The sequence below is a fragment of the Niveispirillum fermenti genome (genome assembly GCF_052474395.1).
Genome location: NZ_CP156680.1, coordinates 150,809 through 176,876, shown reverse-complemented (window position 1 = coordinate 176,876; position 26,068 = coordinate 150,809). Strand labels below are relative to the sequence as shown.

The following is a 26,068-nucleotide window of genomic DNA, read 5'->3' as shown; positions in this document are numbered from 1 at the left end:
ATGCACATGCAAGCCATCACGCAGATACCGGAAGTCCCCGCCGCGGCACGGACCGATGACGAGATCGAACGCCATGTCCAGGATCTTGCGACCCTGCTGCCGGCCGCCGCGCTCGACCGGCTGACCCTCGATCTCTGCGGAGAGGATCCGGGATACCGCGGCCAGGGGGCCCTGGCCGCGGCCCTGGCCTTTCAGCGCCGGACCCTGGCCGATCTCCGGTCGGGGCGACTGGACCGGGGGGTGCTTCGCCGGGCCGTCGCCGGACTGCAACCGCCGGGCGGGGCCCCCGCCCCGCTGTTCGACCGGGCCTTCTTCCTGTTCGGCATCCGCCGTTCCGGCAACCACGCGCTGGTCGAATGGCTGTCGCGGCATTTCGCGGCCGGCGAGGTCCTGTTCCTCAACAGCGCGGAACCGGCACTGTTCGAAGGCGGGCCGGGCCGGCTGCGGGTCGATGGCCACAAATACGGGCAGGTCGTGCCGTCCGCCCTGCAACGCTGCCTGATCGTGTCCTATGAGAATTGCGATCCGGCGGTGTTTCCGTTTGCCTGGAACGCCCGCGTCGCCCACCGCGCCGACGCGCTTCTGCTGCTGCGGGACTATCCCAACAACGCCGCTTCCATCGCGCGGAGCGCGCGGGACCGGCCGGCCTTCGCCTATCGCTTCAGGGTCCGGGATTTCCCCGATCTCTGGTGCCGGTATGCCCGGCTGGTCCTGGATGGCTGCACCCCCTTGCGCCCGGTATTGTTCAACCGGTGGGTGGGGGATGCGGGGGAACGGGCGGCCTTGTCGGCCGCGCTGGGGCTTGCACGGTCGCCCGAGGTGCCGGCCGCCATCAGCCCCATCGGCGGCGGGAGTTCGTTCGACGGATTGTCGCGGGATGGCCGGGCCGCGACGATGGATGTGCTGAGGCGCTGGCCGGTCATGCTGGACGATCCGCTTTTCCGGTTCCTGATGCTTGCCGACGAGACGGTGCCGGCCCTGAACGATGCGCTGTTCGGGCCCGGCTTTCCGGATCGGGACGCGCTGCTGTCGGCATGGCGGCACGGGGCATGAGGCGATGAGGATCCTGCATGTGATCCGGGAGGTTACCGATGGCGGCGCCAGTCTGGGCATGCTGCGCCAGTGCATCGACGGCCCGCCCGGCTTCACCCAGACCGTCGCGTCGCTGCGGCGGCCGGAACCGGCGGCACTGGCCCGTTTCGCCCGCAGCGGGGTGGAGGTGATCCGGGACCCGGCCGCCATCATGGACGCGGTGCGAAGCTGCGACGGCGTGCAGATCGAATGGTGGAACAATCCGGAGGTCAACGCCTTCCTGACATCGACCGACCTGCCGCCCTGCCGGCTGCTGCTGCACAGCCGGGGGCATTTCGATGCGCCCTACATGTGCCCGTCGGCGCTGCTTCTGTCCCGGGTCGATCTTTGTTCCGTGACGACGCCCGGTGCGGCCGGCAATCCGGCATTCGTCCGGGCCCGGCAGGCCGCCGGCCTTCCCCCGCCGCCCTGCGTCTATTCCGCCGCGCCGACGGTTTCCCCCCCGACCGGCCGGGGCCGGCAGAGGCGCCAGCCGGCCGGCCGGGGGGAGAAATCGTCTTTGCCTATCTGGGCACGGTGGAGCCGATAAAGATGCATCGCGCCGCCCTGCCGATGGCGGCGGCGATCCTGCGGCAGGTTCCCACGGCACGCTTCAGGTTCGCCGGAGACGGAACGCTGGACGCCTATCGCCGGGAGGCCGAGGCGCTGGGCATCGCCGACCGGGTCGACTTCACGGGCTTCATCGAGCAGGCGGACGCCTTCCTGCAGGCGGCGGACATATTCTTCTATCCGCTCAACCCGTTCACCTATGCCACCAGTGAAAAGGCGTTGCAGGAGGCGATGGCCGCCGGCCTGCCCTGCATCGTGTTTCCCCATGGCGGCATCCGCGATCTGGTGACGCCGGACTGCGCGGCCGTCGTGGATGATTGTGCCGCGTTCGTGGCCGCCGCCGTCGCGCTGGCCCGCGATCCCGGCCGCCGCGCCGCCATGGGCCGGGCCGCAGGGCGCCGGCTTGCAACGGCGGAGCATATCTTGCACTGGCGCGACCATCTGGCCCGGACCTGGGTGCGGCTTGTCGACCGGCCCCGGCGGCCCCGCGCCGCCCTTGCCATCCCGCGCGGACAATTGTTCGCCCGCTGCACCGACACCGCTGCGCATGACCTGGGAAGCCTGGATGCCGAAGCGCAGGCGGATTTCCGGCAGGTGGCCGCCTTCGTCACCGATGCCTACGGGCTGGATGTGCCGTCGCTGCCCGGTGGTGCCCTTCCTGCCGAGGATCACCGATGATGCCCGACGCCGCCCGTCTCATCCTGGGCCAGCCCGTTCCGGTCCTGACCCGCGCCGCCTTCCTGGAACAGGGACCGGCCGCCATCATGCGGCGGGACACGCCCTGCGTGATCGACTGGTACGGCGCCGACGAGGCGCAGGCGGCATTCGACCGGATACGGTCCGGCCTGGGCGGGGAACAGGTCACGCTGTTCTGCAAGCCGGCGGATATCGCCACACGGCAGCGCTCAAGGGTCACCAGCATCCCGTTGGGGGAATTTCTCGACAATCCCGGCTATCGGGCCAGGGACGGGAAGACCCTTTACCGCGTCGTGACCAACATCGCGAAGAATCCCGGCCTGGTGGACGATGTGCTGGGCATGCCCGCGGCACCGCTGTTCCCCTACCGGCGGCCAGGCAACCGGGTGAATGTCTGGATCAATTTCAAGGGGCAGTTCGGCCGCCTCCATTTCGACGAGATGGAGAATTTCAATCTCCAGCTTGCCGGGGCGAAGCGCTTCATCTGCCTGCCGCCGGGCTGGCGCCGCTACAGCACCCGCCCCGTTCTGAAAGGGTTCGGCCACCATTCGGCATTTCCCGACGTGACCCGGCTGGACCTGACGGCCTATCCCGCCATGGCGGCGGAACTGCCCAAGGCCCGCGAATGCGTTCTGCGGCCCGGCCAGATGCTGTACCTGCCAACCGCCTGGTGGCATCAGGTCGACCCCCTGGGGGAAGATGCGAACGTCAACATGAACTTCTGGCTCTACACGCCGAAGGTGCTGCGCCATCCCTATGTGCTGTTCGACGCGCTCTACAAGGATGCGTTCCGGCGCTTCATGAAGCTCTACGACTACCGGCCGGCTGCCCGCAGCCGGCCGGCCCCCCAGCCCCAACCGGGAGCCAGCGACGCCCCATGACCAAAGTCACGCCGGAAAACCGTTACCGGAACAATGCAAAGGCGATCGAAATCGGCAATGCCTTCTGGAACCTGTCCGAAAAGCACGGGCTGGCCGGGATCGTGGCCGATCTCGATGGCGGGGAACTGCGCAGGGCCGACGGGCACCGTTTCGTCAATTTCAGTTGCTGTTCCTATCTGGATCTGGACCAGCATCCGCGGGTGATCGACGGCGCCATCGCGGCGTTGCGCCGCTTCGGCGTGCTGGACCATTGCATTCCCCGCGCCCGGGTCCAGTTACCGGCGCTGCTCGAACTCGAAGCCTCGCTTGGCGAGCTGTTCGAGGTCCAGGTGGTCAGCGCCATTTCCGCCAGTGTCGCCTCGGCCGGGCTGCTGCCGCTGCTGGGGTCGGGCCATCTCAGCGGCGGCCGGCGGCCCCTGATGATCTTCGACAAGAATTGTCACGTATCGATGAGCCAGGCCAAGCCGGCCTGCGCCGACGAGACGGAGGTGCTCACCTGCCGCCATCACGATCTCGACTTCATCGAGGATATGTGCCGCCGCCACCCGACGGTCTGCTATGTCTGCGATGGCAGCGACAGCCTGGGCGGCTATGCCCCCGTCGCCGACCTGTCCCGCCTGCAGGAAAGGTACGGGCTGTATGTCTATTACGATGACAGCCATTCGCTGAGCATTTCCGGCCGGCGCGGCGCCGGCCACGTGCGCAGCACCATGGCCGGGCTGGATGAGCGGACGATCATCGTCGCCACCCTGAACAAGGCCTTTGGCGCCAGCGGTGCCGCCATCATGTTCGGCGGGCAAAGCCATGAGACGCTGCGCATCGTCGAGCGGTTCGCCGGCGCGCTCAGCTATTCCCAGCCCATGAACACCGCCGCCGTGGGCGCCAGCATGGCTTCGGCCGAGATCCACCGGACGGGGGAACTCTCCACCCTTCAGGCCCGGCTGCGGCAGAAGATCGCCCTGTTCGACAGCCTGGTGCCCACACCGCAGGCCGGGGCCGGCTTTCCCATCCGGCTGGTGTCCGTCCCGGACACGCAGGTCGTGGAACTGGGGCGGGCGCTGTTCGCGGCCGGCTATTACGTCTCCCCCGTCTTTTTCCCGATCGTCGCGCGCGGCACCGCCGGCCTGCGGGTCATGATGCGTGTCGGCCAGGGTGACGAGACGATCCGGGGCCTGTGCGGCATGATCGCCGGCTTCGCCACCCGCGCCGGGGACGCGGCATGAGGCGGGATGCAGCGCCCCGCCGGGCCATACCGCGCAGCGTGCTTTACAGTTCGGCCCGCAACCCGGCGCATCTGGCACAGGCGCGGACGCATGATGCCGACCTGTACCTGATCGATCTGGAAGATTCGGTCCCGCGGGACGGCCGGGACGCGGCGCGGGCGGCCTGCCGGCAGGCCCTGGCCGGCGGCGGCGATCCGGGCCGGATGGCGGTCCGCGTCAATGGCTGCCGGACGGCCGATCATCACCGGGACATGGTGATGCTGATGGGGGCGCCGGTGCGCCCGGCCTTCATCTTCATGACCATGGTCGAGGATGCCGCCGAGCCGGCCTGCCTGCGGGCGGCGCTGGCGGATGCCGGGTGGCACCCGGCCCTGTATGCGACCATCGAGACGGTCCAGGCCGTGCAGCGCATCGCCGAACTGGCGCATGCCCTGGACGGGATGATCCTGGGATCGGCCGATCTGGCCGCAACCATCGGCGTGGATATCGGTGCGGCCGCGCTGCGCGCCGCGCGCCAGGCGATGGCCCTGGCCGCGGCGGGTGCCGGCATCGGCTGCCTGGATACCGGGAATTTCCGCCTGGATGATCCCGGCGCCCTGGCCGCCGAGATCGAGGAGGCGGTTTCGCTGGGTTTCCACGGCAAGGGAACGGTCCATCCCGGCGAACTGGCCGGCATCAACGCGGCCTTCCGCCCGCGGGCGGCGGAACTGCATCAGGCCCGGCGCATCATGGAAGCCACGGCGGCGGCCGGGGGCGGTGTCTGCATGCTGGACGGGCGCATGATCGGCCCGCCTTTCGTCAGGCGCGCACGCGACCTGCTTGGGTCGGCACAGGCGTGGCAGGCGGCCTTCGGGGCCGGCAACAGGGACGGGAGCGGCAGGTCATGACCCTCGTGCGTATCGCGGAGAACGAGTATCAGGAATGCCATGGCGGCGATTTCGAGGATTTCGAGGTCGGCATGACCATCAACCACTGGCCGGGCCGGACCATCACGGAAACGGACAATACCTGGCTGACCCTGCTGCTGATGAACCAGCACCCGCTGCATTTCGACAAGGCCTATGCCGAGGGCAGGGAATATGGAAGGATACTGGTGAACAGCTCCATCACCCTGGCGCTGGTCGGCGGCATGACGGTCCAGGCGCTTTCGGCCCGCGCGGTGGCCAATCTGGGCTGGGACAAGGTTCGCCTGCGCGATCCCGTCTATGTCGGTGACACGCTCTATGCGCGCAGCCGCATCATCGAAAAGCGCCCCTCCCGGTCGCGGCCGCAGCAAGGCATCATCGGCGTGGAGACCACGGGCCTGAAATCCACAGGCGAAACCGTGATCACCTTCGAGCGCTCATTCCTGGCACGCTGCCGGCCATAGCACCAGGTTGCGGTGAGTGGAACTCATCGCAAGTGGGTCCGGCGGCGACCGCCACAGCACCGCTCGTGCGGGGTCGCCAAGCCAACGGATGCTGGCGCCGGCACGCAGCAGGGCGATATCCCGCGCGCGGCTTCTGCCGGCCGTTGACGGCGGGCGCTTCCGGCCATAGTATGATCAATGACTCATCAATCATAAATATGGCGCCGGCATGCCGGCCGACCTGCGGAGGATGAAGCCCGTGTCCGTGATCAACAGCCAGCCGCCCCGCCCCGCCGCCGATCCCTCTCCCCCGCCGCCGCCGCTGCGCGGGGACCCGATCACGGGGAACCGCTATACCAGCCGGGAATTCATGGCGCTGGAATGGGACCGGATGTGGACCCGTGTCTGGCATATCGGCGGCTGGGCGGCGGACCTGCCGCAGCCGGGCGATTACATCACCCATGGCATCGGCCGTGAAAGCATCCTGATGGTAAGGCAGGAGGACGGGTCGGTCGCCGCCTTCTACAATGTCTGTCCGCACCGGGGAAACCGGCTGGTGCATGGCGATCTGGGCCATGCCAGGGTCTTCACCTGTTCGTATCATTCCTGGCAGTTCGACCGGGCCGGCACCACCTGCCGCGTTCAGGATCCCGATGATTTCCCGCAGGGAAACCCGTGCGGCAAGGTCCGCCTCTCCCCGGTCCGGTGCGAGGTGTGGGGCGGGTTCGTCTGGTTCAACATGGACCCCGATGCCCCGCCGCTGCGGCAGTTCCTGGACCCCGTGGCCCCGCAATTCGAGAAATACGGCATGGATGGCCAGGTGCGGGTGCTTTACCTGACGGCGGAGGTGAACTGCAACTGGAAGATCATTCACGACAATTTCAACGAGAGCTATCACCTGCCGACCCTGCATCCCGAACTCTCGACCTTCATCGAGGATGCCTATCAGGACACGATGTTCGATCTTTACGCCTCCGGCCACAACCGGATGCGCATGAAGGGCGGCCTGCCATCGCTGCGGGCGCAGAGCGTGACGGATGTGGCGCAGCCGCTGGACGACATCCTGCGCGCCTGGGACCTGGACCCGGCCGCCTTCCAGGGCCATGCCCGCGATGCGCGCCGCGCCCTGCAGGAACAGAAGCGCCGGCTGGGCCGCGAACGCGGCTTTGCCCATTACGATCTGCTGGATGACGACCAGTTGACCGACTACCACCATTACACCCTGTTTCCCAACATCTCCCTGACCATGAGCGCCGACGGGTTCCAGTTGCTGCGCCCGCAGCCCCACCCGACCGATCCGGAGAAATGCATCTTCGACCATTGGTACATGGTGCCCGTGGTGCCGGGACAGACGGAGGCCGCGACCCCGGTCGGCCCCCGCCCCCTGGCCGAGGCCGAGCATGAGATTTTCACGCATGGCGACCAGACCCTGGGCTTCGTCGCCGACCAGGACCTGTCCATCGCCGTGGGGCAGCAACTGGGCCTGCGCTCCCGCGGGTTCAAGGATGCCTATCTGACGGGCCAGGAAGCGCGCGTCCGCCGCTTTCACGAGATGATCAACGATTATATCGAGGGGCGGCGCTGAAGACGGTCGCCGCCGGACCAACTTGCGATGAGTTCTACTCATCGCAAGTTGGTATGACCTTCACTATCTCCATCACCCCGGCGAAAGCCGGGGTGACCGGATGAGGCCGTTGACATGCCGGAAAACAAGGAAAACCGCCCTAATCCTTGACCGTCGCCTTCGCCCGGCGGCGGGGGGCGGGCTTTTTTGCCGGTTGCGGCTCGGGCTGGGGTTCCGGCGGCCGTGGTGCCAGCGGACCCGCCTGCAGGCCGCTGGCGACGAAGCGCAGATAGGTATCCAGGATTTCCGGCGACAGCGGCCTTATCTTGCCATCCGCCGCGCAGAACCGCATCAGCAGATAGGATCGGGCGCCCATCAGCATGCTGGCCACCTGTTCCAGTTCCGCCTCGCTGTACAGCGGCGGGTCCTGGTCCTTCAGGCTGCGGCGCAGGGACCGGACATAGCGTTCGACCAGCATGTCGACATGGGCGCGAAAGGCGGCCGGCGCGAACAGTTCCGCTTCCATCATCAGGCGGTACATATAGGGATGCGCCACCAGATAGGCGAAGTTCGCCTCCAGCCCCCGGCGCTCCACCTCGTAAAGGGAGGTGGCGTTGCGCACCGCCTCGCTGATCCGGTCCAGCATGCGTGCGCCCAGGGTCGGCAGCAGCAGATCGAACAATTCCTGTTGCGACTTGAAATGCAGATAGAAGGTGCCATGCGCCACCTTGGCCTTGGCCGTCACCCGCGCGATGGAACAGCCGGAATAACCATAGCGCCCCACGATCTTCGCCGCCGCCTCGATCAGGGCCATCCGCGTGGCCTCGTTCTTTTCCACCTTTTCGGCGGACGGCTTCCGTTTCCGGCCCTGTGCGCTTGCCCCCACCGTCGACACTCCCTGAACGTGAACCGGCACCGGACAGGCGCCGGTTCCCATGCTGTTTCCCGCCGGATCATAGCAACGGATGGGGCAACGGTTCAACGTCGGGCAGGGCGGGCGGCGGGCCGGGTGGCGGCATCATCGCTTCCGGGCGGGCCGGCGTTTCCTGTATTGACTAATGATTCATTGATCATAATCATACCGCCGGACGGGAACGTGAAGGAGGGACGGGAGATGACCGGCGGGGACGTGGTCGGCGTGGAAATGCGGGGACCGGTGGCCCATGTCACCGTCAACCGGCCCGACGCGCTCAACGCGCTGGACATGGCGCTGGCCACCGCCCTGGACGGGGTGCTGGCCGGGCTGGAGGCGGATGACGCCGTGCGCGCCATCGTCCTGACCGGGGCCGGCCGCGCCTTCATGGCCGGCGGCGATGTACGGGAATTCGCCACCACGCTGGACCAGACGCCGGCGGACCGCCGCCGTTATTTCAGCCGGCTGATCGGCCATGCCCATGGCGCGGTGCAGCGCATCTGGCGCATGCCAAAGCCGGTCATCGCCGCCATCAACGGCCCTGTTGCCGGGTTCGGCATCGGACTGGCCGCGGCCTGCGACGTTTCCGTCGCGGCCGAGGGGGCGGGCTTCTCCCTGGCCTATTGCCACCTGGGGGCCACGCCGGATGGCGGGGCGACCATGATCCTGCCGCATCTGTGCGGCCTGAAACGAGCCAGCGAACTGGTGATGCTGGGCGACCGGTTCGGCGCGGCCGAGGCGCACCGGCTGGGCATCGTCAATCAGGTGGTGGCCGCCGATGCCCTGGCCACAACGGCGGCAGCGCTGGCACAGCGCCTGGCCGCCGGCCCCGCAGGCGCCCATGCGGCGGCAAAGTCCCTGTTGCGCGCGCCCCTGACCGCGGCCTTCACGGCACAGCTTCTGGCCGAAAAGGAGCGGTTCACCGCCCGCGCCGACAGCGCGGAATTCGCCGAGGGGCTGCGGGCCTTCCTGGACAAGAGGCGGCCGGATTTCACCGGTTGCCGGAACGGCCCGCAGGCTTGACAAGCGGGGACCGCTGCAACACAATGACTGGCGGATCATTAATCATAACCGATCACTGGAAGGCCTGGTCACCGCAAGGCGTGATCACCCGTCAACATGATCATCGGGCGGGCGTCATCCGGGGATGACGGGCCCTGATGATGCCACGAGATTTGCCCGGCCCCCTGGCGGTGCCGGCCACATGATCAATCGGAAATCGGGAGGAAAAGATGCCGTTCACGGGACCGGTGGAAGACCGGCTCGCCATCCGCGAGCTGAACGAGACCTATGCGGATGCCGTCAACCAGCATAATGCCGAGGATTGGGCCTCCACCTGGGCGCAGGATGCTTTCTGGTGCCTGCCCCACGTGCCGGGCATGGAGAAGCTGTCGGGCAAGCAGACCATTGTCGACGCCTGGGTGGCGGCGATGAAACATTATCCCGACATCGTGTTCCTGGTGCTGCCCGGCTTCATCCAGGTCGATGGCGACCAGGCCACGGCGCGCATGTACACGGCGGAATCCTATACCGACAGCGATGGTGTCGCGCGGCGCACCCACGGCCAGTATGACGACATCCTGGTGAAGAAGGACGGTCGCTGGGCCTTCAAATCCCGCACCTTCTCCGTGCGCTACTGGGTTTGACGGGGGGCACCATGGGACGTCTTGAAGGCAAGGGCGCCATCGTTGTCGGGGCGGCCAACCGGGACAATATGGGTCAGGTCATCGCCCGCCGCTTCGCCGCGGAAGGGGCCACGGTGGTGGTCGCCGGCCGCAGGCGGGACGAGCTGGAACGGCTGGCCGGCGAGATCGGCGGGCACGCAGCGCTTTGCGACATCACCGACCGGGAACAGGTCTTCGCGCTGGCCGATTTCGCCAGGGAAAGGCTGGGCCATGTCGATATCGCGCTGAACGCCACGGGCTGGGGTCTGCTGAAACCATTCCTGGAAACCACGGAGGACGAATTCGATCAGATGAGCGCGCTTCAGTTCAAGGGGCCGTTCATGTTCTATCAGGCCGTGATCGGCGCCATGGACCGGGGCGGGTCGATCATCCAGATCAGTTCGGCCACCGCCACCATCATGCTGAACGATCATGCCGCCTATATGGGGGCCAAGGCCGGGACCGATCACATCATCCGCGTCGTGGCCCATGAATTCGGCAGCCGCGGCATCCGCGCCAATTCCATTTCCCCCGGCCTGACCGCCACGCCGATGACGGCCGACCACATGGCCATTCCCGGCCTGACAGAGGCGTTCCTGCCCGAATATCCGCTGGGCCGGATCGGCACATCGGACGATATCGCCGCCGCCGCGGTCTGGCTGGGATCGGATGAATGCTTCATGACGGGCCAGAACCTGCAGGTCAATGGCGGGCTGACCCTTCGCCGCAACCCCACGCGGGAAGAGGTGGCGGCATCGGTGGCACGGGCGACGGCGGGTTGAGGCCAGATCCCGGTGAGTGCAACTCACCGGGATCTTGTACGGCGGCGACCGCCGCAGCACCGCCCGCGTGCGGCATGGCCGAGCCGTTGGCGTGCTGGCGCCCGCGCCTGGGGGTCTGCCAGAACCGCCGGCGGACCCCGTCATCTGTGCCAAGGCGCCGGGCGGCCCCCTACCCCGCCGCCTTGCCCCGGCGGCGCGGGGCCAGGGGCACCACTTTTGCCTGTCCGTCCGGCACCGCCTTGGTGGCGTGTGCTTCCGGCCCGGCGCTGGCGGCTTCCGCCCCGGGGGTCATCGACGGCGCCGTCACCAGCTTCACCCCCAACCCTTCCGCAACGAAGCGCAGATAGGTTTCGGTCAGCTCGGGGGTCAGCGGTTTCAGGCTGTTGCCCTGCACGCAGAACCGGGTCAGCAGGTAATAGCGCGCACCCAGCAGCATGGAGATGACGGCATCCAGCTGTTCCTCGCTGAAGGCCGGCCGGCTTTGCGCCGCCATCGACCGGCGCAGCGACTTCTTGTAGGGCTTGGCCAGTTCCTCGAAATATTGCCGGTAGGCGACGGGGGCGTAAAGTTCCGCCTCCGACGTGACGCGGTGCAGATAGGGATGCTGCACCAGATAGTCGAAATTGGCGACCAGCCCGCGATGTTCCAGCTCGATCAGGCTTTTGCTGTCGCGCACCGCCTTGCCGATCACCTCCAGCATCTCCGCGCCCAGGGCGGGCAGCAACTGGTCGAACAGATCCTGCTGCGATTTGAAATGCAGGTAGAAGGTGCCGTGCGCCACCTTGGCCCTTGCCGCGACGCGGGCGATGGAACAGCCGGCATAGCCATATTTGCCGATGACCCGCGCCGCCGCGTTCAACAGGCGGGTGCGCGTCTCCTCGTTCTTCTGCTGCTGGGCTTCCGACCGGCGGCGGCGGGTGGCCGGCTGCCCGCTATTCGCCTTGTCGTCGGCAACGGCTTTCTGCTTCCTGGGCGGCACGGGATCACCCTGCTTGGCTGCGGTGGTTGGCGGGACTGCCGGAATGTGATTGGTGACTCGTAAGTCATTTTGGCACACTCCGCCTGTGCCCGCAATCGGTGGATTGCGCGGCGGCAAAATCCTGAAATCCTGCAGGAAGGGCCGTTGACGGGCCAGGGCCGCGACGTTACATTGACTAATGAATCAAAAATCATTGTCGGGGGAACGGGGTCGTTCAAGGCGGGCAGGAAAGGGGTACTGCCCCTTGAAGTCGCCGGCGTCCGGACCATCCGGCATCATAGGGGGATTTCCATGCAGATAAGCCGCGAGCAGATGCTGCGCGCCTACCGCCAGATGGTGACGATACGGGCGTTCGAGGAACGGATCCATGTCGATATCCAGCGCGGCGGCATTGCCGGTTTCACCCATCTTTATGCGGGCCAGGAGGCCGTGGCCGTCGGGGTGTGCGAACATCTGACGGAACGGGACAAGATCATCAGCACCCATCGCGGCCACGGTCATTGCATCGCCAAGGGCTGTGACGTCATCGGCATGATGAAGGAAATCTATGGAAGGCGGGACGGGCTGTGCAAGGGCAAGGGCGGGTCGATGCACATCGCCGACCTGGACAAGGGCATGCTGGGTGCCAATGGCATCGTTGGCGGCGGCCCGCCCATCGCCGTGGGGGCGGCCATCACGGCCAAGGTGCTGAAGACGGGCGGTGTCGCCGTATCGTTCAGCGGCGACGGCGCCAGCAACCAGGGCACCGTGTTCGAGGCCATGAACATGGCCGTGGTGCTGAAGGTGCCGAAGATCTTCGTGCTGGAGAATAACGGCTACAGCGAACATACCGGTTTCAGCTATGCGGTCGGCAGCAAGGATATGGTGCGCCGCACCGAAGGCTTCGGCATGCCTGTGTTCCAGGCCGATGGCTATGATTTCTTTTCCGTCCATGAGGCGATGCGCCAGGCAACGGAACTGTCGCGCAATGGCGGCGGCCCCTGCGCCGTCTATGCCGAATGCACCCGCTTCTTCGGGCATTTCGAGGGCGATCCCCAGCTTTACCGCGCCAAGGACGAGGTGGCGCGGCTGCGGGCGGAGAATGACAGCCTGAAAATCTTCCGCCAGCGGGTGACGGAAACAGGATTGCTGCCCGGCAGCGATCTGGATCAGGTGGAAGGCGAGGTGCATGACCTGATCGACCGCGCCGTGCGCGAGGCGGTCGCCGCCCCCGCCCCCACCCAAGCCGACGTCCTGACCGACGTCTATATCAGCTATTGAGCGGGAGCCTGACCCATGCCCAGGATTTCCATGCGCCAGGCGATCAACGACGCCCTGCATCTTGAAATGGAACGCGACCCGCGCGTCATCGTGCTGGGGGAGGATGTGTCCGGCGGTGCCGGCGGCACGTCGGGGGAACGTGAAGCCGCCGGCGGCGTCTTCGGCCTGACCAAGGGGCTGCTGCCCCGGTTCGGCGAGGACCGGGTGATCGACACGCCGATCAGCGAAAGCTGCATCGTGGGTGCCGCCAATGGCGCGGCGCTCACCGGCCTGCGCCCCGTGGCGGAGATCATGTTCGCCGATTTCGTGGGCGTCTGCCTGGATCAGTTGCTGAACCAGGCGGCCAAGTTCCGCTACATGTTCGGCGGCAAGGCGCGCACGCCGCTGGTCATCCGCATGACCTGCGGCGGCGGCATGAACGCGGCGGCCCAGCATTCGCAGACGATCTATCCCCTGCTGACCGCCATTCCCGGCCTGAAAGTGGTGGTGCCGTCTAACGCCTATGACGCCAAGGGCCTGCTGCTGACCGCCATCCGCGACGATGATCCCGTCATCTTCTTCGAGCATAAATCGCTGTACATGGATGAATGCGAGGTGCCGGACGGGGATTACACCATCCCGTTCGGCGAGGCGGCCATGGTGCGCGAGGGGGAGCATGTGACCGTGGTCGCCCTGGCCCGCATGGTGCCGCTGGCGGCCGGCGTGGTGGACAGGCTGGCGGCGGAGGGGATTACCTGCGACCTGATCGACCCGCGCACCACCAGCCCGCTGGATGAGGAAACCATCCTGGAAAGCGTGCGGGCCACGGGCCGGCTGGTGGTGGTGGATGAAAGCCCGCCACGCTGCTCCGTCGCGGCCGACATCGCGGCCATGGTCGCGGAAAAGGCCTTCCACCATCTGAAGGCCCCGATCATCCAGGTGACGGCCCCGCACACGCCCGTGCCCTTCGCGCGCGAGCTGGAGGCAGCCTATCTTCCGTCGCCGGAGAAGATCGAGGCGGCCATCCGCAAAGTGCTTTCCGGCCGCTGACACGAAGGGGTTGCGACGCGATGAATGCCATCACCCCGATCATCATGCCCAAATGGGGCCTGGAAATGTCGGAAGGCACGATCTCCAACTGGCACGTGGCGGAGGGGCAGACCCTCACGCGCGGCATGGAAATCGTCGATATCGAAACTGCCAAGATCGTCAACACGCTGGAATCCGACCTGGAAGGCACGGTGCGCCGGCTGGTGGCCCCCGTGGGGCAGACCCTGCCCGTGGGTGCCTTGATCGCCATCGTCGCCGATGCGGGCGTGCCGGACGCGGAGATCGACCGCTTCATCCGGGGGGATGCCCCGGCGGCGGAACCGGCGGAAGCGCCCGCCCCCAACCCGGCCCCGGCGCCCGCAATGACCGATGCCGGCACCGGTCCGGCGCCGGCATCGGTCAGTGATCCCGATCTGGAACACCGGAACGAGACGGCGTCGGCAACCCCCATGGCCCGGCGCATCGCCAACCGGAACGGGGTGGATCTGTCGCTTGTCACCGGCACGGGCCGCAATGGCCGGATCAGTCAGGAGGATGTGGAGGCCTTCATCGCCGCCCGCCCCGCGGCGGCGGCCCCGATGGCGTCTCCCGCGGCGTCTCCCGCGGCGTCTCCTGTGGCCGGGGGCCCGGACATTGCCGCCGGCAACCGGGCCGTCCATGCCACCTCCCACGCCATCCGGCTGGCCAACCGGCTGGGCATCGACCTGACCCGGCTGGCCGGCACGGGCCGCAACGGTCGGGTGAATGTGCAGGATGTGGAGCGCGTTGCCGGGGAAAGCGGCCTGACCGTCACGCCTGGCCCCGCCGCCACCCCGCCCGCCGGTCCCGCTGCGCGCAAGCTGGCGGCCGATCTGGGCGTGTCCCTGTCCGGCGTCACGCCCACCGGGCCGAAGGGCCATGCCACGAAGGAGGATGTGCGCAACGCCGCCGCCCCGGCCCCCGTTCCTGATCCCACGGTCACCGGCGGCGATCTGGTGCCGCACAGCGCCATGCGCCGCACCATCGCCACGGCCCTGACGGCCGCCAAGCGCGACGTGCCGCATTTCTATCTGACTGCCGACATCCTGATGGATGATCTGCTGACCCTGCGGGCACAGTTGAACGCCATGGCGGGACAGAAGATATCGGTCAATGATTTCATCGTCCGCGCATCCGCCCTGGCCCTGTCGGACGTGCCCGATGTGAATGTGCAATATACCGACGCGGGCATGCGTCGGTTCACCCAGGCCAATATCGCCATCGCCGTGGCGATCGAGGGCGGGCTGGTCACGCCGGTCCTGCATGATGCCGGCGGCCGGCCGCTGCGCGCCATCGCGGCAGAGGCCGCATCCCTGGCCGCCCGTGCCCGCGACCGGCGGCTGACCGCGTCCGACCTTTCCGGCGGCACCTTCGCCATTTCCAATCTGGGCATGTTCGGCATCCGGGATTTCCAGGCCATCATCGCCCCGCCGCAGGCCGCCATCCTGGCCGTCGGCGCCACGCGGCGCGACGCGCAGGAGGGGCCGGATGGTGGGGTGCGGTTCCGGTCCGTCCTGTCGGTGACGCTGTCCTGCGACCACCGCGCCATTGACGGGGCGGTCGGTGCCCGCTTCCTGGCAGCATTGCGCCAGCATCTGGAACAGCCGCTGGGGCTGTTGAGCTGAAAGGGGAGACAGTGCCATGGGCGATCTGGATATCCTGCTGGCCAAGCAGGCGCTGCATGAACTGAACATGGCCTATTGCCGGGGCGTGGACCGGGCGGACGAGGCGCTGCTGCGCAGCGTCTGGCACCCGGATGCCACGGTCGATTTCGGCTATTTCACGGGGCCGGCGGCGGATTTCTGCGCCCTGGCCGTGGGGGCGACGGGCGGGCTGGCCCGGTCGTTCCACATGGCCGGCAATGAATGGTTCGACATTCGCGGCGACCGGGCGGTAGGGGAAATCTACAGCCTGACGCTGGCCGCCGGGGCCGGAGACGACACGGACAGCCTTCTTTATGGCCGCTATCTGGACCGGTATGAAAGGCGGGACGGCGTATGGAAATTCAGCCATCGCCAGTATCTGATGGATTGGAACGCCAGCCCGCCGCGCAGCGTGTCCTGGGATCAGGGGGTCTTCGCGCTGATGAAACATCGGGGCGGTCAGGCCCCTTCCGACGCTGTCTATGCGCTTTGGCAGGATTGATTAAGGAGCGGTGCGGTCCCCGGACCGTTTCTTATACTATTTTGCGGTGATTAGAACCAATAGGTTCTAATCACCGCCCTCAATTGCCGGCGCCAACATTCGTTGGCTTGGGCTACGCCGAACGAGCGGTGCTGTGGCAGTCGCCGCCGGACCAACTTGCGATGAGTTCTACTCATCGCAAGTTGGTATTAGATCAGGGCAAACGGCCCGCATTATTGTGCAAGTCTGCGGGTGACCCCTGCCCTGACCAGCCTGTTCCGTCTTCCCCGCCAGGAGGCCGGGGAAGACGGCAGGCTTTCCCCTACCGCGCCAAAATCGTCACGGCCGACACGCCGGGCGCGCCATAGACATGGGTGTAGCCGGTGCGGACCGGTTTCGGCACCTGCCGCGCCCCGGCCTGCCCGCGCAATTGCAACACCGTCTCATAGACCTGGCGCAGGCCCGATGCGCCGATCGGCTCCCCATTGGCCAGACAGCCGCCATCGGTGTTGACGGGCAATTTCCCGTCCAGCCGGGTCAGGCCGTCGCGCAGCCATTTCTCCTGCTCCCCGTCCCGGCAGAAGCCATTTTCGGCCATATGCATGATTTCCGCCCCGCTTTCGGTATCCTGAAGCTGGGCGATGTCGATCTCATCCGGGCCGATACCGGCCATGGCAAAGGCGGCGCGGGCGGCGATGGGGGTGGCCCCCTCCCCATCGTCCACCGACAGGCCGGGGCTGAACACCTCGAACGATCCGGCCCCGCGCGTGCGCATGGCCGCCGCCTTCAACCAGACGGGATGGCGTGTCAATTCTGCCGCCTTCTGCGGGCTGGCCAGGATCAGGGCCACCGCCCCTTCGCCCGGCGAACAGAACATATATTGGCGCAGCGGATCGCTGATCATCGTGGATTGCGCGATCTCCGCATAGGACAGCGCGCGGCGGCGCCAGGCATGGGGGTTCAGCGCGCCATTGGCAAAGGCCTTTTCCGCCACGCGAACCAGGGCATCATCGGTGATGCCGTGCAGGGCCATGTAGCGCTGGATCTTCATGGCGAAGAATTGCGTGGTCAGCGCAAACCCCACCTCTCCATACCATTCCGGCAGGCCCCAATCGGCCGGGCGCACCCGGAACGATCCCTGTTCATGCTTGTCGAACCCGACGACAAGCCCAAGATCATACTGCCCCGACCGGATGGCGCCATAGGCAGAAATCAGTGCGCTGCCCCCCGTGGCACAGCCATTGGCGACATTGATGAATTGCAGGCCCGTCAGGCCCAGTTCATCCACCATCGTATCGGCATTGCCGCCATCCTGGCTGCCGCCATAGGCGAACTGCACATCGCCCCACGCGATCCCGGCATCGCCCAGGGCCTGACGCACGGCGAAGGCCCCCTGTTCCAAACCTGTGCGGTCCGGTGTCCGTCCGAACGGATGGATACCGATGCCCACAATCGCGACATCCGACATGTCCTGTTCCTCCCAGCCTTCCCGGTCGTCACGCCACCGGGCGGAATGCGTACATCAGCAGGTCACACCCCTGTTCATCACGGAACAGGGGCCGGATGGTCAGCCGCATGGGCATGCCGATGCGCAGATCCTCCGGCACGCAATCCACCAGCCGCGTTTCCACCCGCACCTGCCCCGGCAATTCGACATAGCCCAGCGCGAAGGGCTGGAAGTCCGCCTTCGTCTCCCGCCCCAGATAGGGCGGCTGCTTGGGCAGGAAACGCTGGACCGTCCAGCTCCACAAGGTGCCCTGCCGCGCCAGTTCCACCGGCCGTTCGCCCGGACGGCCCATGAAGGGAAAGCGGATGCGGCCCCGCCCATCGACACCGCCGATCAGGGCGGGATCGGCGCCGGGCCAGGTAAAGACATTGTCGGCCAGCGGCCTGCCCTCCATCGCCATGATGGTTCCTCCGTCGCGTTCAGCCATTCGGGTGGGGGTCAACGCCGCTTCCGGGAGCCCAGGCGTTGACTTTTGATTCATCAGTCATAATAATGAACATGGGCGCGGTTGCTTGTCAATTCATGAAGGGGGTGAAAGCATCCCCTTCCCGCCCCCTTCGACAATGGGATCATCAACAACGGACATCTGGGGAGGATAGGCGATGGACCTTCGGCTGGGCGGGCGCAAGGCGCTGATCACCGGTTCCACGCGGGGCATCGGCCGGCGCGTGGCGGAGCTTCTGGCGCGGGAAGGCTGCGACATCGCCATCGGCGCCCGCAAGCCGGCAGAGGTGGAGGCCACGGTCGCCGAACTATCCGGTCTGGGCGTGAAGGTTGCCGGTGCCGCCATGGATGCCGGGGACGCGGATTCGGTGCGTGACTGGGTGGCGCGCATGGGCGAGGCGCTGGGCGGGATCGACATCCTGATCCCGAATGTCTCCGTCGGCGGCAGCATGAACGGGGAGCAAAGCTGGCACGATGCCTTTCAGGTCGATGTGCTGGGCACGCTGCGCGCCGTGGATGCGGCCCTGCCGGCGCTGGAGGCATCGGGCCAGGGGGCGATCACCATCACCGGCACGACGGCGGCGGTGGAAACCTTCATGGCGCCCATGGCCTATAACGCGCTGAAAGGGGCCCTGATCATCCATGCCAAGCAATTGTCGCAAACGCTGATGCCGCGCGGCATCCGGGTCAATGTCGTGTCCCCCGGCCCCACGGAATTTCCCGGCGGCGCCTGGGACGGGTTCCGCACCGACCTGCCCGACCTTTATGCCGCCGCCATCGCCGAACAGCCGTCGGGCCGCCTGGGCACGCCGGAAGAGGTGGCATCCTGCATCGCCTTCCTGTCCAGCCCGGCGGCAAGCTGGGTCACCGGCGTCAATCTGGTGGTGGATGGCGGCTATACCAAGCGCGTGCAGCTCTGACGGCAGGGGGGATGGGCCATGTCCAGCAGGATCGACGTCTATCTGGTCGCCGGCGGCAAGTATCATGACATCAATTTCGCGCGGCTGGAGCTGTTGACGCTTCTGGCCGAGCATGAGGATATAAGGGTGGAGGTCGGGCCCGATTACAGCCGCATCGCGGAGATCGAGGCGGCCGACATACTGATCACCTATACCTGCGATGTGGTGCCCAGTGCGGCCGAACAGGCCGGCCTGCGCCGGTTCCTGGCCAAGGGCGGCAAATGGTTCGCCCTGCACGGCACCAATTCCGTCATCCGGTTTCTGGAGGATGGGCGCATCGACTGCCCCGACCTGGATGATGATCTGTCGGACATGCTGGGCAGCCAGTTCCGCGCCCATCCCCCCATCTGCCGCTACGAAATCCAGGTGACCGACAGCACCCACCCCCTGACCGCCGGCCTGAAGAATTTCTGGGTCGAAGATGAGCTGTATCTGGGCACCGTCAGCCCCGGCAATCAAACCCTGCTGCATACGCGCTGGGGCGGGAACTGCGCCCCCTTCGTGCAGGAGGACTGGCCGGAAGCCGACCATCCCGTGCTGTATCTGCGCGATCACGGGCCGGGGCAGGTGCTGTATCTGGTGCTGGGCCATTGCCGGGGCAAGCACGACCTGCGTCCCCTGATGGAGGAATATCCCCATAGCGAGCGCTGTTCCTGGCAAAGCCCCGTCTTTTATGAATTGCTGCGCCGGGGCATCCGCTGGGCCATCGGCCGCGGCGCCATGGGGGCAACACCGGGGTTCTGATCAAGGCCGGCGCCAACATCCGTTGCTCGGGCGCACGCGGCATGTGGCGCGCGGCGGCAGTCGCCGCCGGACCAACTTGCGATGAGTTCTACTCATTGCAAGTTGGTATAACGCCCCGGTCCAGCGCCCTTGACAATTCGCGGGGTGGAAAGGTGGTCACCCGGGACAGGTCGAGATGGCAATCACGGGACAGTGCCTGATGATCACCGGCCTTCAGTGGAAACTGCCCGATCCCATGGTGTCTGGCATCGGTGTTTATCCAGACAAACAGGGTGTCGGCCGCACAGATACACAGGGTCAGCTTGTCCTTGGGCGGCGATGCCAGTGTCGTGTGAATGACATAGACATGCCCCGGCGTCACAGAACACCGTATGCCGCAAATTCCCGTGCGTCTTGCAGAATGTCCGCCCTGGCGGGGTTCTCCTCATCGATCATGGCTTGATAATCCATGGGGCCATTGACCGGGGCTTCCATCCACGCCCGTTCCTGATGGGTCAGGCTGGACAAGGCGCTGAAACTATATTGCCGGCAAAAGGCGATGGCTTCGTCAAGGCATTCGACATCGCTGGGCGACAATACATCCAGGTCTGGCGCGCGGCGGGCCCGGACCTGTGGGTACGATTTCTGACCAACCTCAATCGCGGTGAACACGGATTCAGGATCGCCCAGCAAATCGACCCGTCCCTTGATCATGTCATACACAGATGACGGAACAGGCCCGTTCGGCATGGCGATGAACGTGTCCGCGACAATGGGACGCCCATAGCGGTTCAGGTGATATTTTTCAGCGAAAAACAATATCTTGGAGGCAAAGAACACGGTCACGCCCGGCCATTTCGAGGCAATGTGGGTCAGCGCCTCGACCGCCTTCTTCTCATCATACTGGAATTTCAGGACGGGCATGTTCATCATGTTCATACCGGCATCCTATCCCATAGCCGCCATGACCTGCCATCCGAAAATGGCCAGCCCCCCCTACCCCTTCATGCCCACCAGCACCCGCCCGTCTTCCACCTTCACCGGGAAACAGGTCAGCGGGCGATAGCCGCTGCTGCCCAGGGCGCGGCCGGTGATCAGGTCGAACCGGGCGCCGTGCAGGGGGCAGGAGATGCTGTTCTGGCGCAGCCGCCCGCCATCCAGCGGGGATTGCGCGTGCGGGCAGCGGTTGCGCAGGGCAAAGAAACCGCCCGCCGCGTGGCAGACCAGCACCTCCTCCCCCGCCAGGGAAAACAGGCGCATCTGCCCCGGCGGCAGGTCATCGGCGGAAAGCAGGTCGTGATAGGTCGGGTTTTCGGCGGCAATATCGGCGGACATGGATGTCATCCTGCGCGAAAGCGGCATGGAACAAGGGGTTGATGCCCGATGATGATTGATCCTTGATTCATCAGTCAACGTAAAAATCACTCTTCCCCGCTTCAGGCCGTTGACGAACCCGCGTCCCCGATCTAGTCTGATTTGTGACTCACCAATCATTCAAAATCCGGAGCAAGGCCATGTTGGGGATCGACCTCATGCGCGACCCGGCCATCCAGGCATTCCGGGCGGAGGTGCAGCGTTTCTGCGCCACGCACCTGCCCGCCGATATCCGCGACAAGGTCCTGTCGGGCCAGCATCTGGGCAAGGATGATTATGTCCGCTGGCAGAAGATCCTGTTCGACAGGGACTGGATCGTCGGCCATTGGCCGCGCCAGTATGGCGGACAGGACTGGACCCCCCTGCAGCGCGCCATCTTCGATGATGAAACCAGCAAGGCGGGCGCGCCCTGGCTGACCCCGTTCGGCGTCTGCTATGCCGGCCCCGTGATCTACACCTTCGGCAGCCAGGCGCAGAAGGACCGGTTCCTGCCCGCCATCCGCAGCACCGACACCTGGTGGTGCCAGGGTTATTCGGAACCGGGGGCGGGGTCGGACCTGGCCAATATCAAGACCCGCGCCGTGCGGGACGGCGACCATTACATCGTGAATGGCCAGAAGACCTGGACCACCATGGCGCAATGGGCTGACATGATGTTCGCCCTGGTGCGCACCGGCAATGACGGCAAGCCGCAGAACGGCATTTCCTTCCTGCTGATCGACATGAAGGCACCGGGCGTCACGGTGCGGCCCATCATCAGCATCGACAAGTGCCACCACCTGAACGAGGTGTTCCTGGACGATGTCCGCGTGCCGGCGGACCATCTGGTGGGGGAAGAGGGGCGCGGCTGGACCTATGCCAAGTTCCTGCTGAACAATGAACGCCTGCTGGGGGCGGAGGTGGGCAAATCCACCCGCCTGCTGCACCAGTTGCGCCGCACGCTGGCCGAAATCCGCGATGGCGGCCGGCCCCTGGCCGATGATCCGCACTGGCGCCGCCGGCTGGGCGAATTGCGCGCCCGGCTGCTGGGACTGGAGGCGGTATGCAACGAATATCTGGCCGCCGCGGAGGCCGGGTCCACGCCGGGGCTGGAGGTTTCGGCCCTGAAGATCATGGGATCGGAACTGATCCAGGGGATAACGGGGGCCATGGTCGATGCGCTGGCCGTCAAGGGCCTGGTCTACCAGACGGAAGGTCTGGAACCGGGCTGGCAGGCGCCGGCGGTCGGGGTGCCGGGTGCGCCCGGCATGATCCGCGAACATCTGCACGACCGCGCCACCACCATCTATGGCGGTGCCAACGAGATTCAACGCAACATCCTGGCAAAGGCCGTTCTCGGCCTCTAGGGAGCAACATGTCGGCATTCACCCAAGAAGACCGCAGCCTGCTGGCCGACAGCGTCGATCGTTTCATCACCGACGCCTATGGTCCGGACCGCCGTGCGGCCATCCTGAAATCCGACGATGGGTTCGGGCGGGCCGAATGGGCGCGCTATGCCGAACTCGGCTGGCTGGGCATCGCCATCGGCGAGGATCATGGCGGGTCCGGCGGCGGGCTGGCCGAACTGGCCGTGCTGATGCGGGCCGCGGGCCGTGGCCTGCTGATGGAACCGCTGCTGCCCACGCTGGTGCAGGCCGCAGGCGCGCTGGCGGCCGGCGGCAGTGCCGAACAGCAGGCACAATGGCTGCCCGCCATCGCCGGGGGACAGGCCATCCTGGCCTTTGCCCAGGATGATGCCGCCGGCGACGGGGCGCCGGTGACGGCCCGGCCCGACGGGGACGGCTATCGCCTGTCGGGCTGCCGGGGCTTCGTGCTGTACGGTGCCGCCGCCGACCGCATCATCGTCAAGGCCGACCTGGCCGGCGACACCGCCCTGTTCCTGCTGTGCCCGACGGCCGCGGGCGTCACCCTGGCGCATGCGCGCAGCATCGATGACCGGCCCGTGTCCGACCTGACACTGGACAATGTGCGGGTCGCGGCGGCAGACCGGCTGCCCGGCGGCGACGCGGCCCTGCTGGACCGGCTGAACCGGATGGCCGCCCTGGCCGTGTGTGCCGAGGCGGTGGGCGCCATGGAGGCGGCAAACCGCCTGACCCTGGACTATCTGAAAACCCGGACGCAGTTCGGCACCAGCATCGGCAGTTTCCAGGTGCCGCAGCACCGGATGGTCGACATGGTTCTGGCCGCGCAGGAGGCCGCCGCCATCACATGGTCCGCGATCGGCGCGGCCATCGCGGCCGGCACGGGCGGCCCCGCCATCCGGGACGCCCCCGTCCTGACCGCCGCCGCCAAGGCGCGCAGCGCCGCCGCCGCCCGCCTGATCGGGGAGCAATCCATACAATTGCATGGCGGGATCGGCATGACAGAAGAGTATGTCATCGGGCATTACTATCGTCGCCTGATGCTGTTGGAAACGCTGTTCGGCGGGGCTGGCTGGCATCTGGACCGGTTGGGCGGCTGGACGGCCGCCGGTTTTGACGGGGGGGATGCCTGATGGCGGCGGCTGTGAACCTTGCACCCGGCGGCTGGACCGCGCAGCCCCTGGCGGCGCTGGCCCGCCAGCATGCCGCGCGAACACCCGATGCCGTCGCCTTCCTGAACAATGACCAGCATCCCGGCACCTATGCCGCGCTGCTGACCGATGCCGAGGCGCTGGCCGTCGGGCTTTGGGATCTGGGCCTGCGACCGGGCGACGTGATCAGCTTCCAGTTGCCCAACTGGATGGAAGCCGTGCTGATCGATATTGCGGCCGGGCTGCTGGGTCTGGTCTGCAATCCCATCGTGCCCATCTATCGCGGGGCGGAGGTGGGGTTGATCCTGGCCGACTGCAAAAGCCGGCTGATCTTCATCCCCGATACCTATCGCGGCTTTGATTATGCCGCCATGCTGGACGGGTTGCGGCCATCCCTGCCCGACCTGCGCCATGTGGTGCAGGTGCGGGCGGCACAGGCGCCGCTGACCCTGGAGGGGTTGATCCAGGCGGGCCGGGGCCGGCGCATCGACTGGCCGAGAATATCCGCCGATGCGCTGAAACTGGTGATGTATACATCGGGCACCACGGGCCGGCCCAAGGCGGTACGGCACGATCACCGGTCCATCGCGCGTGTCTCCCATATCTTCATGGGGTATTGGGGGCTGGCACCGGGTGACCTGATGCTGATGCCCTCGCCCGTCACGCATATCACCGGCTATTCCAACGGGATCGAGCTGCCTTTCACCGATGGCACGCGCACGCTGTTCATGGAACGCTGGAACGCGGACGAGGCGGTATCCCTGATCGACCGGCACGGGGTGAATGTCACCATCGGCGCCACGCCGTTCCTCCAGGAATTGCTGGACGCGGCGGACCGGGCCGGATCGCGGTTGCCCTCCCTGAAGATTTTCGCCTGTGGCGGCGCCGCCGTGCCGCCCGGTCTGATCCGCCGCGCCAATGCGCTGTTCGATCGCGGCCGCGCCTTCCGCGTCTATGGCAGCACCGAGGCGCCGCTGATCACCCAGGGCTGCATGGGGGCCGACGAGGCGGAACTGGCCGCCACCACCGACGGCAAGGTCATCGATTACGACATCCGCATCGTTGACGAGGCGGGGCAGAGGCTGGAGCCGGGCCAGGATGGCGAAATCCTGGTCCGCGGCCCGTCTTTGTTCATGGGCTATGCCGATGAAGGGCAGACGCGCGAGGCGATGGATGATGACGGCTATTTCCGCACGGGCGATATCGGCCACCTGACACCAGCCGGCGCCATCGTCATCACGGGCCGCAAGAAGGACCTGATCATCCGCGGCGGAGAAAACCTGTCGGCCAAGGATATCGAGGATGTGCTGCACCGCCATCCGGGGATCCAGGAGGTCGCGGCCGTCGCCATGCCGCATGCCCGGCTGGGCGAGACGGTCTGCGTCTATGTCGTGCCGCAGCCGGGGGAACGGCCCGATCTGGACGGCATCACCCGCCATGTGGCCGCCGCCGGGCTGGCCCGGCAGAAATTCCCCGAACGGGTGGAGCTGGTCACCGACCTGCCCCGCACGGCATCGGGCAAGGTGCGCAAGGACATCTTGCGCCAGCGCATCGCGGCAAGGATCGCGCAGGAACAGGGAGGCGAGAATGACAAGGCTTGACGGCAAGGTGGCCCTGGTCACGGGCGGCACGGCCGGCATCGGGGCGGCGGCCGTGCGGCGCCTGTCGGCGGACGGCGCACAGGTGGTCTTCACCGGGTCCAACGCGGCGGCGGCGGAAAAGATCTGTCAGGACACGGGCGCCCATTTCCACGCCCATGACGTGACGGACGAGGCCGCCTGGCCCGCCCTGATGCAGGCCATCGCCGAACGGTTCGGGCGGCTGGACATCGCCTTTGCCAATGCCGGGATCGAAAATGAAGATGGCAGCATCGAAACGATCGGGCTGGCGGCCTGGAACCGCATCATGGCGGTGAATGTCACGGGCACCATGCTGACCTGCCAGCACGCGATTGCCGCCATGAAGGCCAATCCCGGCGGGCCGGGCGGGTCGATCATCGTCAATTCCTCGATCAACGGCCTGGTCGGCCTGCCGGCCAACATCGCCTATACGACATCGAAGGGTGCCGTCCGCCTGCTGGCCAAATCGGTGGCCGTGCATTGTGCCCGCACGAAAACCAATATCCGCTGCAATTCCATCCATCCCGGCATCATCGACACGCCGATCATCCGCCGCGCCGTGGCCGACACGCCCGACCCCGACGCCTCGCTGGCCTATCTGGGCAACATCTCCCCCCTGGGCCGCCTGGGCCGGGTGGAAGAGGTGGCGGCCCTGGTCAGCTTCCTGGCCAGCGCGGAATCGTCGCTGATCAATGGCGCCGAACTGGTGGCCGATGGCGGCACCACGTCGGGTCTGGTCGGGGTTTAGGCGGCGACGGGCGAAGGGCACGCCCCCCGCATCGTCGCGGGGGAGCGGCCGGCCCGACCC

General features: G+C 66.7%; 27 protein-coding genes. 21 read left to right on the top strand and 6 right to left on the bottom strand.

The genetic code is table 11. The features are described from left to right. The 8 genes from ABC728_RS10735 (at position 1) to ABC728_RS10700 (ending at position 7,374) form a co-directional block, all read left to right on the top strand. The gene (locus ABC728_RS10735) at positions 1-1,053 is read left to right on the top strand and encodes a hypothetical protein (RefSeq protein WP_416621454.1); all 1,053 of its coding nucleotides are present in this window, start codon (positions 1-3) and stop codon (positions 1,051-1,053) included. Between the two features lie 4 nt (positions 1,054-1,057). Next, on the top strand, positions 1,058-1,621 hold the full coding sequence (locus ABC728_RS10730; protein WP_445376418.1) for a hypothetical protein: 564 nt from the start codon (positions 1,058-1,060) through the stop codon (positions 1,619-1,621). A 2-nt stretch (positions 1,622-1,623) separates the two neighbouring features. Further along, entirely contained in the window at positions 1,624-2,319 is a 696-nt protein-coding gene (locus tag ABC728_RS10725; RefSeq protein ID WP_445376417.1) for a glycosyltransferase family 4 protein, read from the top strand. Beyond that, complete coding sequence (locus ABC728_RS10720) at positions 2,316-3,218, top strand: cupin-like domain-containing protein (RefSeq protein WP_416621456.1); 903 nt, start codon at positions 2,316-2,318, stop codon at positions 3,216-3,218. The genes ABC728_RS10725 and ABC728_RS10720 overlap by 4 nt, the downstream gene beginning before the upstream one ends. After that, on the top strand, positions 3,215-4,441 hold the full coding sequence (locus ABC728_RS10715; RefSeq protein WP_416621457.1) for an 8-amino-7-oxononanoate synthase family protein: 1,227 nt from the start codon (positions 3,215-3,217) through the stop codon (positions 4,439-4,441). The genes ABC728_RS10720 and ABC728_RS10715 overlap by 4 nt, the downstream gene beginning before the upstream one ends. Then, positions 4,438-5,328 carry an HpcH/HpaI aldolase/citrate lyase family protein gene (locus tag ABC728_RS10710; protein WP_416621458.1) on the top strand — a complete coding sequence of 297 codons (891 nt, stop codon included), beginning with the start codon at positions 4,438-4,440 and terminating at the stop codon, positions 5,326-5,328. The genes ABC728_RS10715 and ABC728_RS10710 overlap by 4 nt, the downstream gene beginning before the upstream one ends. Next, positions 5,325-5,810: a MaoC family dehydratase gene (locus ABC728_RS10705; RefSeq protein WP_416621459.1), complete on the top strand. Its 486-nt coding sequence runs from the start codon at positions 5,325-5,327 to the stop codon at positions 5,808-5,810. Before ABC728_RS10710 ends, ABC728_RS10705 begins: the two co-directional genes overlap by 4 nt. 238 nt (positions 5,811-6,048) lie before the next feature. Further along, positions 6,049-7,374 (top strand): aromatic ring-hydroxylating oxygenase subunit alpha, encoded by a 1,326-nt coding sequence (locus tag ABC728_RS10700; RefSeq protein WP_416621460.1) that lies wholly within the window; start codon positions 6,049-6,051, stop codon positions 7,372-7,374. Positions 7,375-7,513: 139 nt separating this feature from the next. On the opposite strand, the gene ABC728_RS10695 is transcribed toward ABC728_RS10700, so the two are convergent. Continuing rightward, on the bottom strand, positions 7,514-8,191 hold the full coding sequence (locus ABC728_RS10695) for a TetR/AcrR family transcriptional regulator (RefSeq protein ID WP_416621461.1): 678 nt from the start codon (positions 8,189-8,191) through the stop codon (positions 7,514-7,516). A gap of 276 nt (positions 8,192-8,467) precedes the next feature. Here ABC728_RS10695 and ABC728_RS10690 point away from each other — a divergent pair, with 276 nt between their 5' ends. The 3 genes from ABC728_RS10690 (at position 8,468) to ABC728_RS10680 (ending at position 10,712) form a co-directional block, all read left to right on the top strand. Continuing rightward, a complete protein-coding gene (locus tag ABC728_RS10690; protein ID WP_416621462.1) occupies positions 8,468-9,289 on the top strand; it encodes an enoyl-CoA hydratase/isomerase family protein in 822 nt (273 codons plus the stop codon). A 209-nt stretch (positions 9,290-9,498) separates the two neighbouring features. Next, a complete protein-coding gene (locus tag ABC728_RS10685; RefSeq protein ID WP_416621463.1) occupies positions 9,499-9,912 on the top strand; it encodes a YybH family protein in 414 nt (137 codons plus the stop codon). Between the two features lie 11 nt (positions 9,913-9,923). Then, a complete protein-coding gene (locus ABC728_RS10680; RefSeq protein ID WP_416621464.1) occupies positions 9,924-10,712 on the top strand; it encodes an SDR family oxidoreductase in 789 nt (262 codons plus the stop codon). Positions 10,713-10,881: 169 nt separating this feature from the next. Here ABC728_RS10680 and ABC728_RS10675 read toward each other — a convergent pair whose 3' ends face one another. Further along, positions 10,882-11,691 carry a TetR/AcrR family transcriptional regulator gene (locus ABC728_RS10675; protein WP_416621465.1) on the bottom strand — a complete coding sequence of 270 codons (810 nt, stop codon included), beginning with the start codon at positions 11,689-11,691 and terminating at the stop codon, positions 10,882-10,884. A gap of 291 nt (positions 11,692-11,982) precedes the next feature. Here ABC728_RS10675 and ABC728_RS10670 point away from each other — a divergent pair, with 291 nt between their 5' ends. Genes ABC728_RS10670 through ABC728_RS10655 form a run of 4 tightly spaced genes read left to right on the top strand, consistent with a single transcriptional unit; the run spans position 11,983 to position 16,143 of the window. Continuing rightward, positions 11,983-12,951: a thiamine pyrophosphate-dependent dehydrogenase E1 component subunit alpha gene (locus ABC728_RS10670; RefSeq protein WP_416621466.1), complete on the top strand. Its 969-nt coding sequence runs from the start codon at positions 11,983-11,985 to the stop codon at positions 12,949-12,951. 15 nt (positions 12,952-12,966) lie between these two features. Continuing rightward, positions 12,967-13,980, top strand: a complete 1,014-nt coding sequence (locus tag ABC728_RS10665) for an alpha-ketoacid dehydrogenase subunit beta (RefSeq protein ID WP_416621467.1) — start codon at positions 12,967-12,969, stop codon at positions 13,978-13,980. A 20-nt stretch (positions 13,981-14,000) separates the two neighbouring features. Beyond that, positions 14,001-15,623 (top strand): 2-oxo acid dehydrogenase subunit E2, encoded by a 1,623-nt coding sequence (locus ABC728_RS10660; protein ID WP_416621468.1) that lies wholly within the window; start codon positions 14,001-14,003, stop codon positions 15,621-15,623. A gap of 16 nt (positions 15,624-15,639) precedes the next feature. After that, positions 15,640-16,143, top strand: a complete 504-nt coding sequence (locus tag ABC728_RS10655; protein WP_416621469.1) for a nuclear transport factor 2 family protein — start codon at positions 15,640-15,642, stop codon at positions 16,141-16,143. 301 nt (positions 16,144-16,444) lie between these two features. On the opposite strand, the gene ABC728_RS10650 is transcribed toward ABC728_RS10655, so the two are convergent. Together ABC728_RS10650 and ABC728_RS10645 are read right to left on the bottom strand one after the other, a co-directional pair. Then, on the bottom strand, positions 16,445-17,590 hold the full coding sequence (locus ABC728_RS10650; RefSeq protein WP_416621470.1) for a thiolase family protein: 1,146 nt from the start codon (positions 17,588-17,590) through the stop codon (positions 16,445-16,447). Positions 17,591-17,618: 28 nt separating this feature from the next. After that, the gene (locus tag ABC728_RS10645; RefSeq protein WP_416621471.1) at positions 17,619-18,029 is read right to left on the bottom strand and encodes a Zn-ribbon domain-containing OB-fold protein; all 411 of its coding nucleotides are present in this window, start codon (positions 18,027-18,029) and stop codon (positions 17,619-17,621) included. A gap of 202 nt (positions 18,030-18,231) precedes the next feature. Here ABC728_RS10645 and ABC728_RS10640 point away from each other — a divergent pair, with 202 nt between their 5' ends. Together ABC728_RS10640 and ABC728_RS10635 are read left to right on the top strand one after the other, a co-directional pair. Then, positions 18,232-18,993: an SDR family NAD(P)-dependent oxidoreductase gene (locus ABC728_RS10640; RefSeq protein ID WP_416621472.1), complete on the top strand. Its 762-nt coding sequence runs from the start codon at positions 18,232-18,234 to the stop codon at positions 18,991-18,993. Between the two features lie 18 nt (positions 18,994-19,011). Then, positions 19,012-19,776 (top strand): ThuA domain-containing protein, encoded by a 765-nt coding sequence (locus ABC728_RS10635; RefSeq protein WP_416621473.1) that lies wholly within the window; start codon positions 19,012-19,014, stop codon positions 19,774-19,776. Positions 19,777-20,133: 357 nt separating this feature from the next. On the opposite strand, the gene ABC728_RS10630 is transcribed toward ABC728_RS10635, so the two are convergent. Together ABC728_RS10630 and ABC728_RS10625 are read right to left on the bottom strand one after the other, a co-directional pair. Beyond that, positions 20,134-20,694, bottom strand: coding sequence for a Panacea domain-containing protein (locus tag ABC728_RS10630; RefSeq protein ID WP_416621474.1), 561 nt, complete (start codon positions 20,692-20,694; stop codon positions 20,134-20,136). Positions 20,695-20,751: 57 nt separating this feature from the next. Then, positions 20,752-21,090: a Rieske (2Fe-2S) protein gene (locus tag ABC728_RS10625; protein ID WP_416621475.1), complete on the bottom strand. Its 339-nt coding sequence runs from the start codon at positions 21,088-21,090 to the stop codon at positions 20,752-20,754. A 179-nt stretch (positions 21,091-21,269) separates the two neighbouring features. Here ABC728_RS10625 and ABC728_RS10620 point away from each other — a divergent pair, with 179 nt between their 5' ends. The 4 genes from ABC728_RS10620 to ABC728_RS10605 are packed head-to-tail and all read left to right on the top strand — an operon-like array spanning position 21,270 to position 26,008. Then, on the top strand, positions 21,270-22,475 hold the full coding sequence (locus ABC728_RS10620; protein WP_416621476.1) for an acyl-CoA dehydrogenase family protein: 1,206 nt from the start codon (positions 21,270-21,272) through the stop codon (positions 22,473-22,475). Between the two features lie 8 nt (positions 22,476-22,483). Next, positions 22,484-23,623: an acyl-CoA dehydrogenase family protein gene (locus tag ABC728_RS10615; RefSeq protein ID WP_416621477.1), complete on the top strand. Its 1,140-nt coding sequence runs from the start codon at positions 22,484-22,486 to the stop codon at positions 23,621-23,623. Beyond that, positions 23,623-25,242, top strand: coding sequence for an AMP-binding protein (locus ABC728_RS10610; protein ID WP_416621478.1), 1,620 nt, complete (start codon positions 23,623-23,625; stop codon positions 25,240-25,242). Before ABC728_RS10615 ends, ABC728_RS10610 begins: the two co-directional genes overlap by 1 nt. After that, positions 25,229-26,008: an SDR family oxidoreductase gene (locus ABC728_RS10605; RefSeq protein ID WP_416621479.1), complete on the top strand. Its 780-nt coding sequence runs from the start codon at positions 25,229-25,231 to the stop codon at positions 26,006-26,008. The genes ABC728_RS10610 and ABC728_RS10605 overlap by 14 nt, the downstream gene beginning before the upstream one ends. Positions 26,009-26,068: the final 60 nt, after the last annotated feature.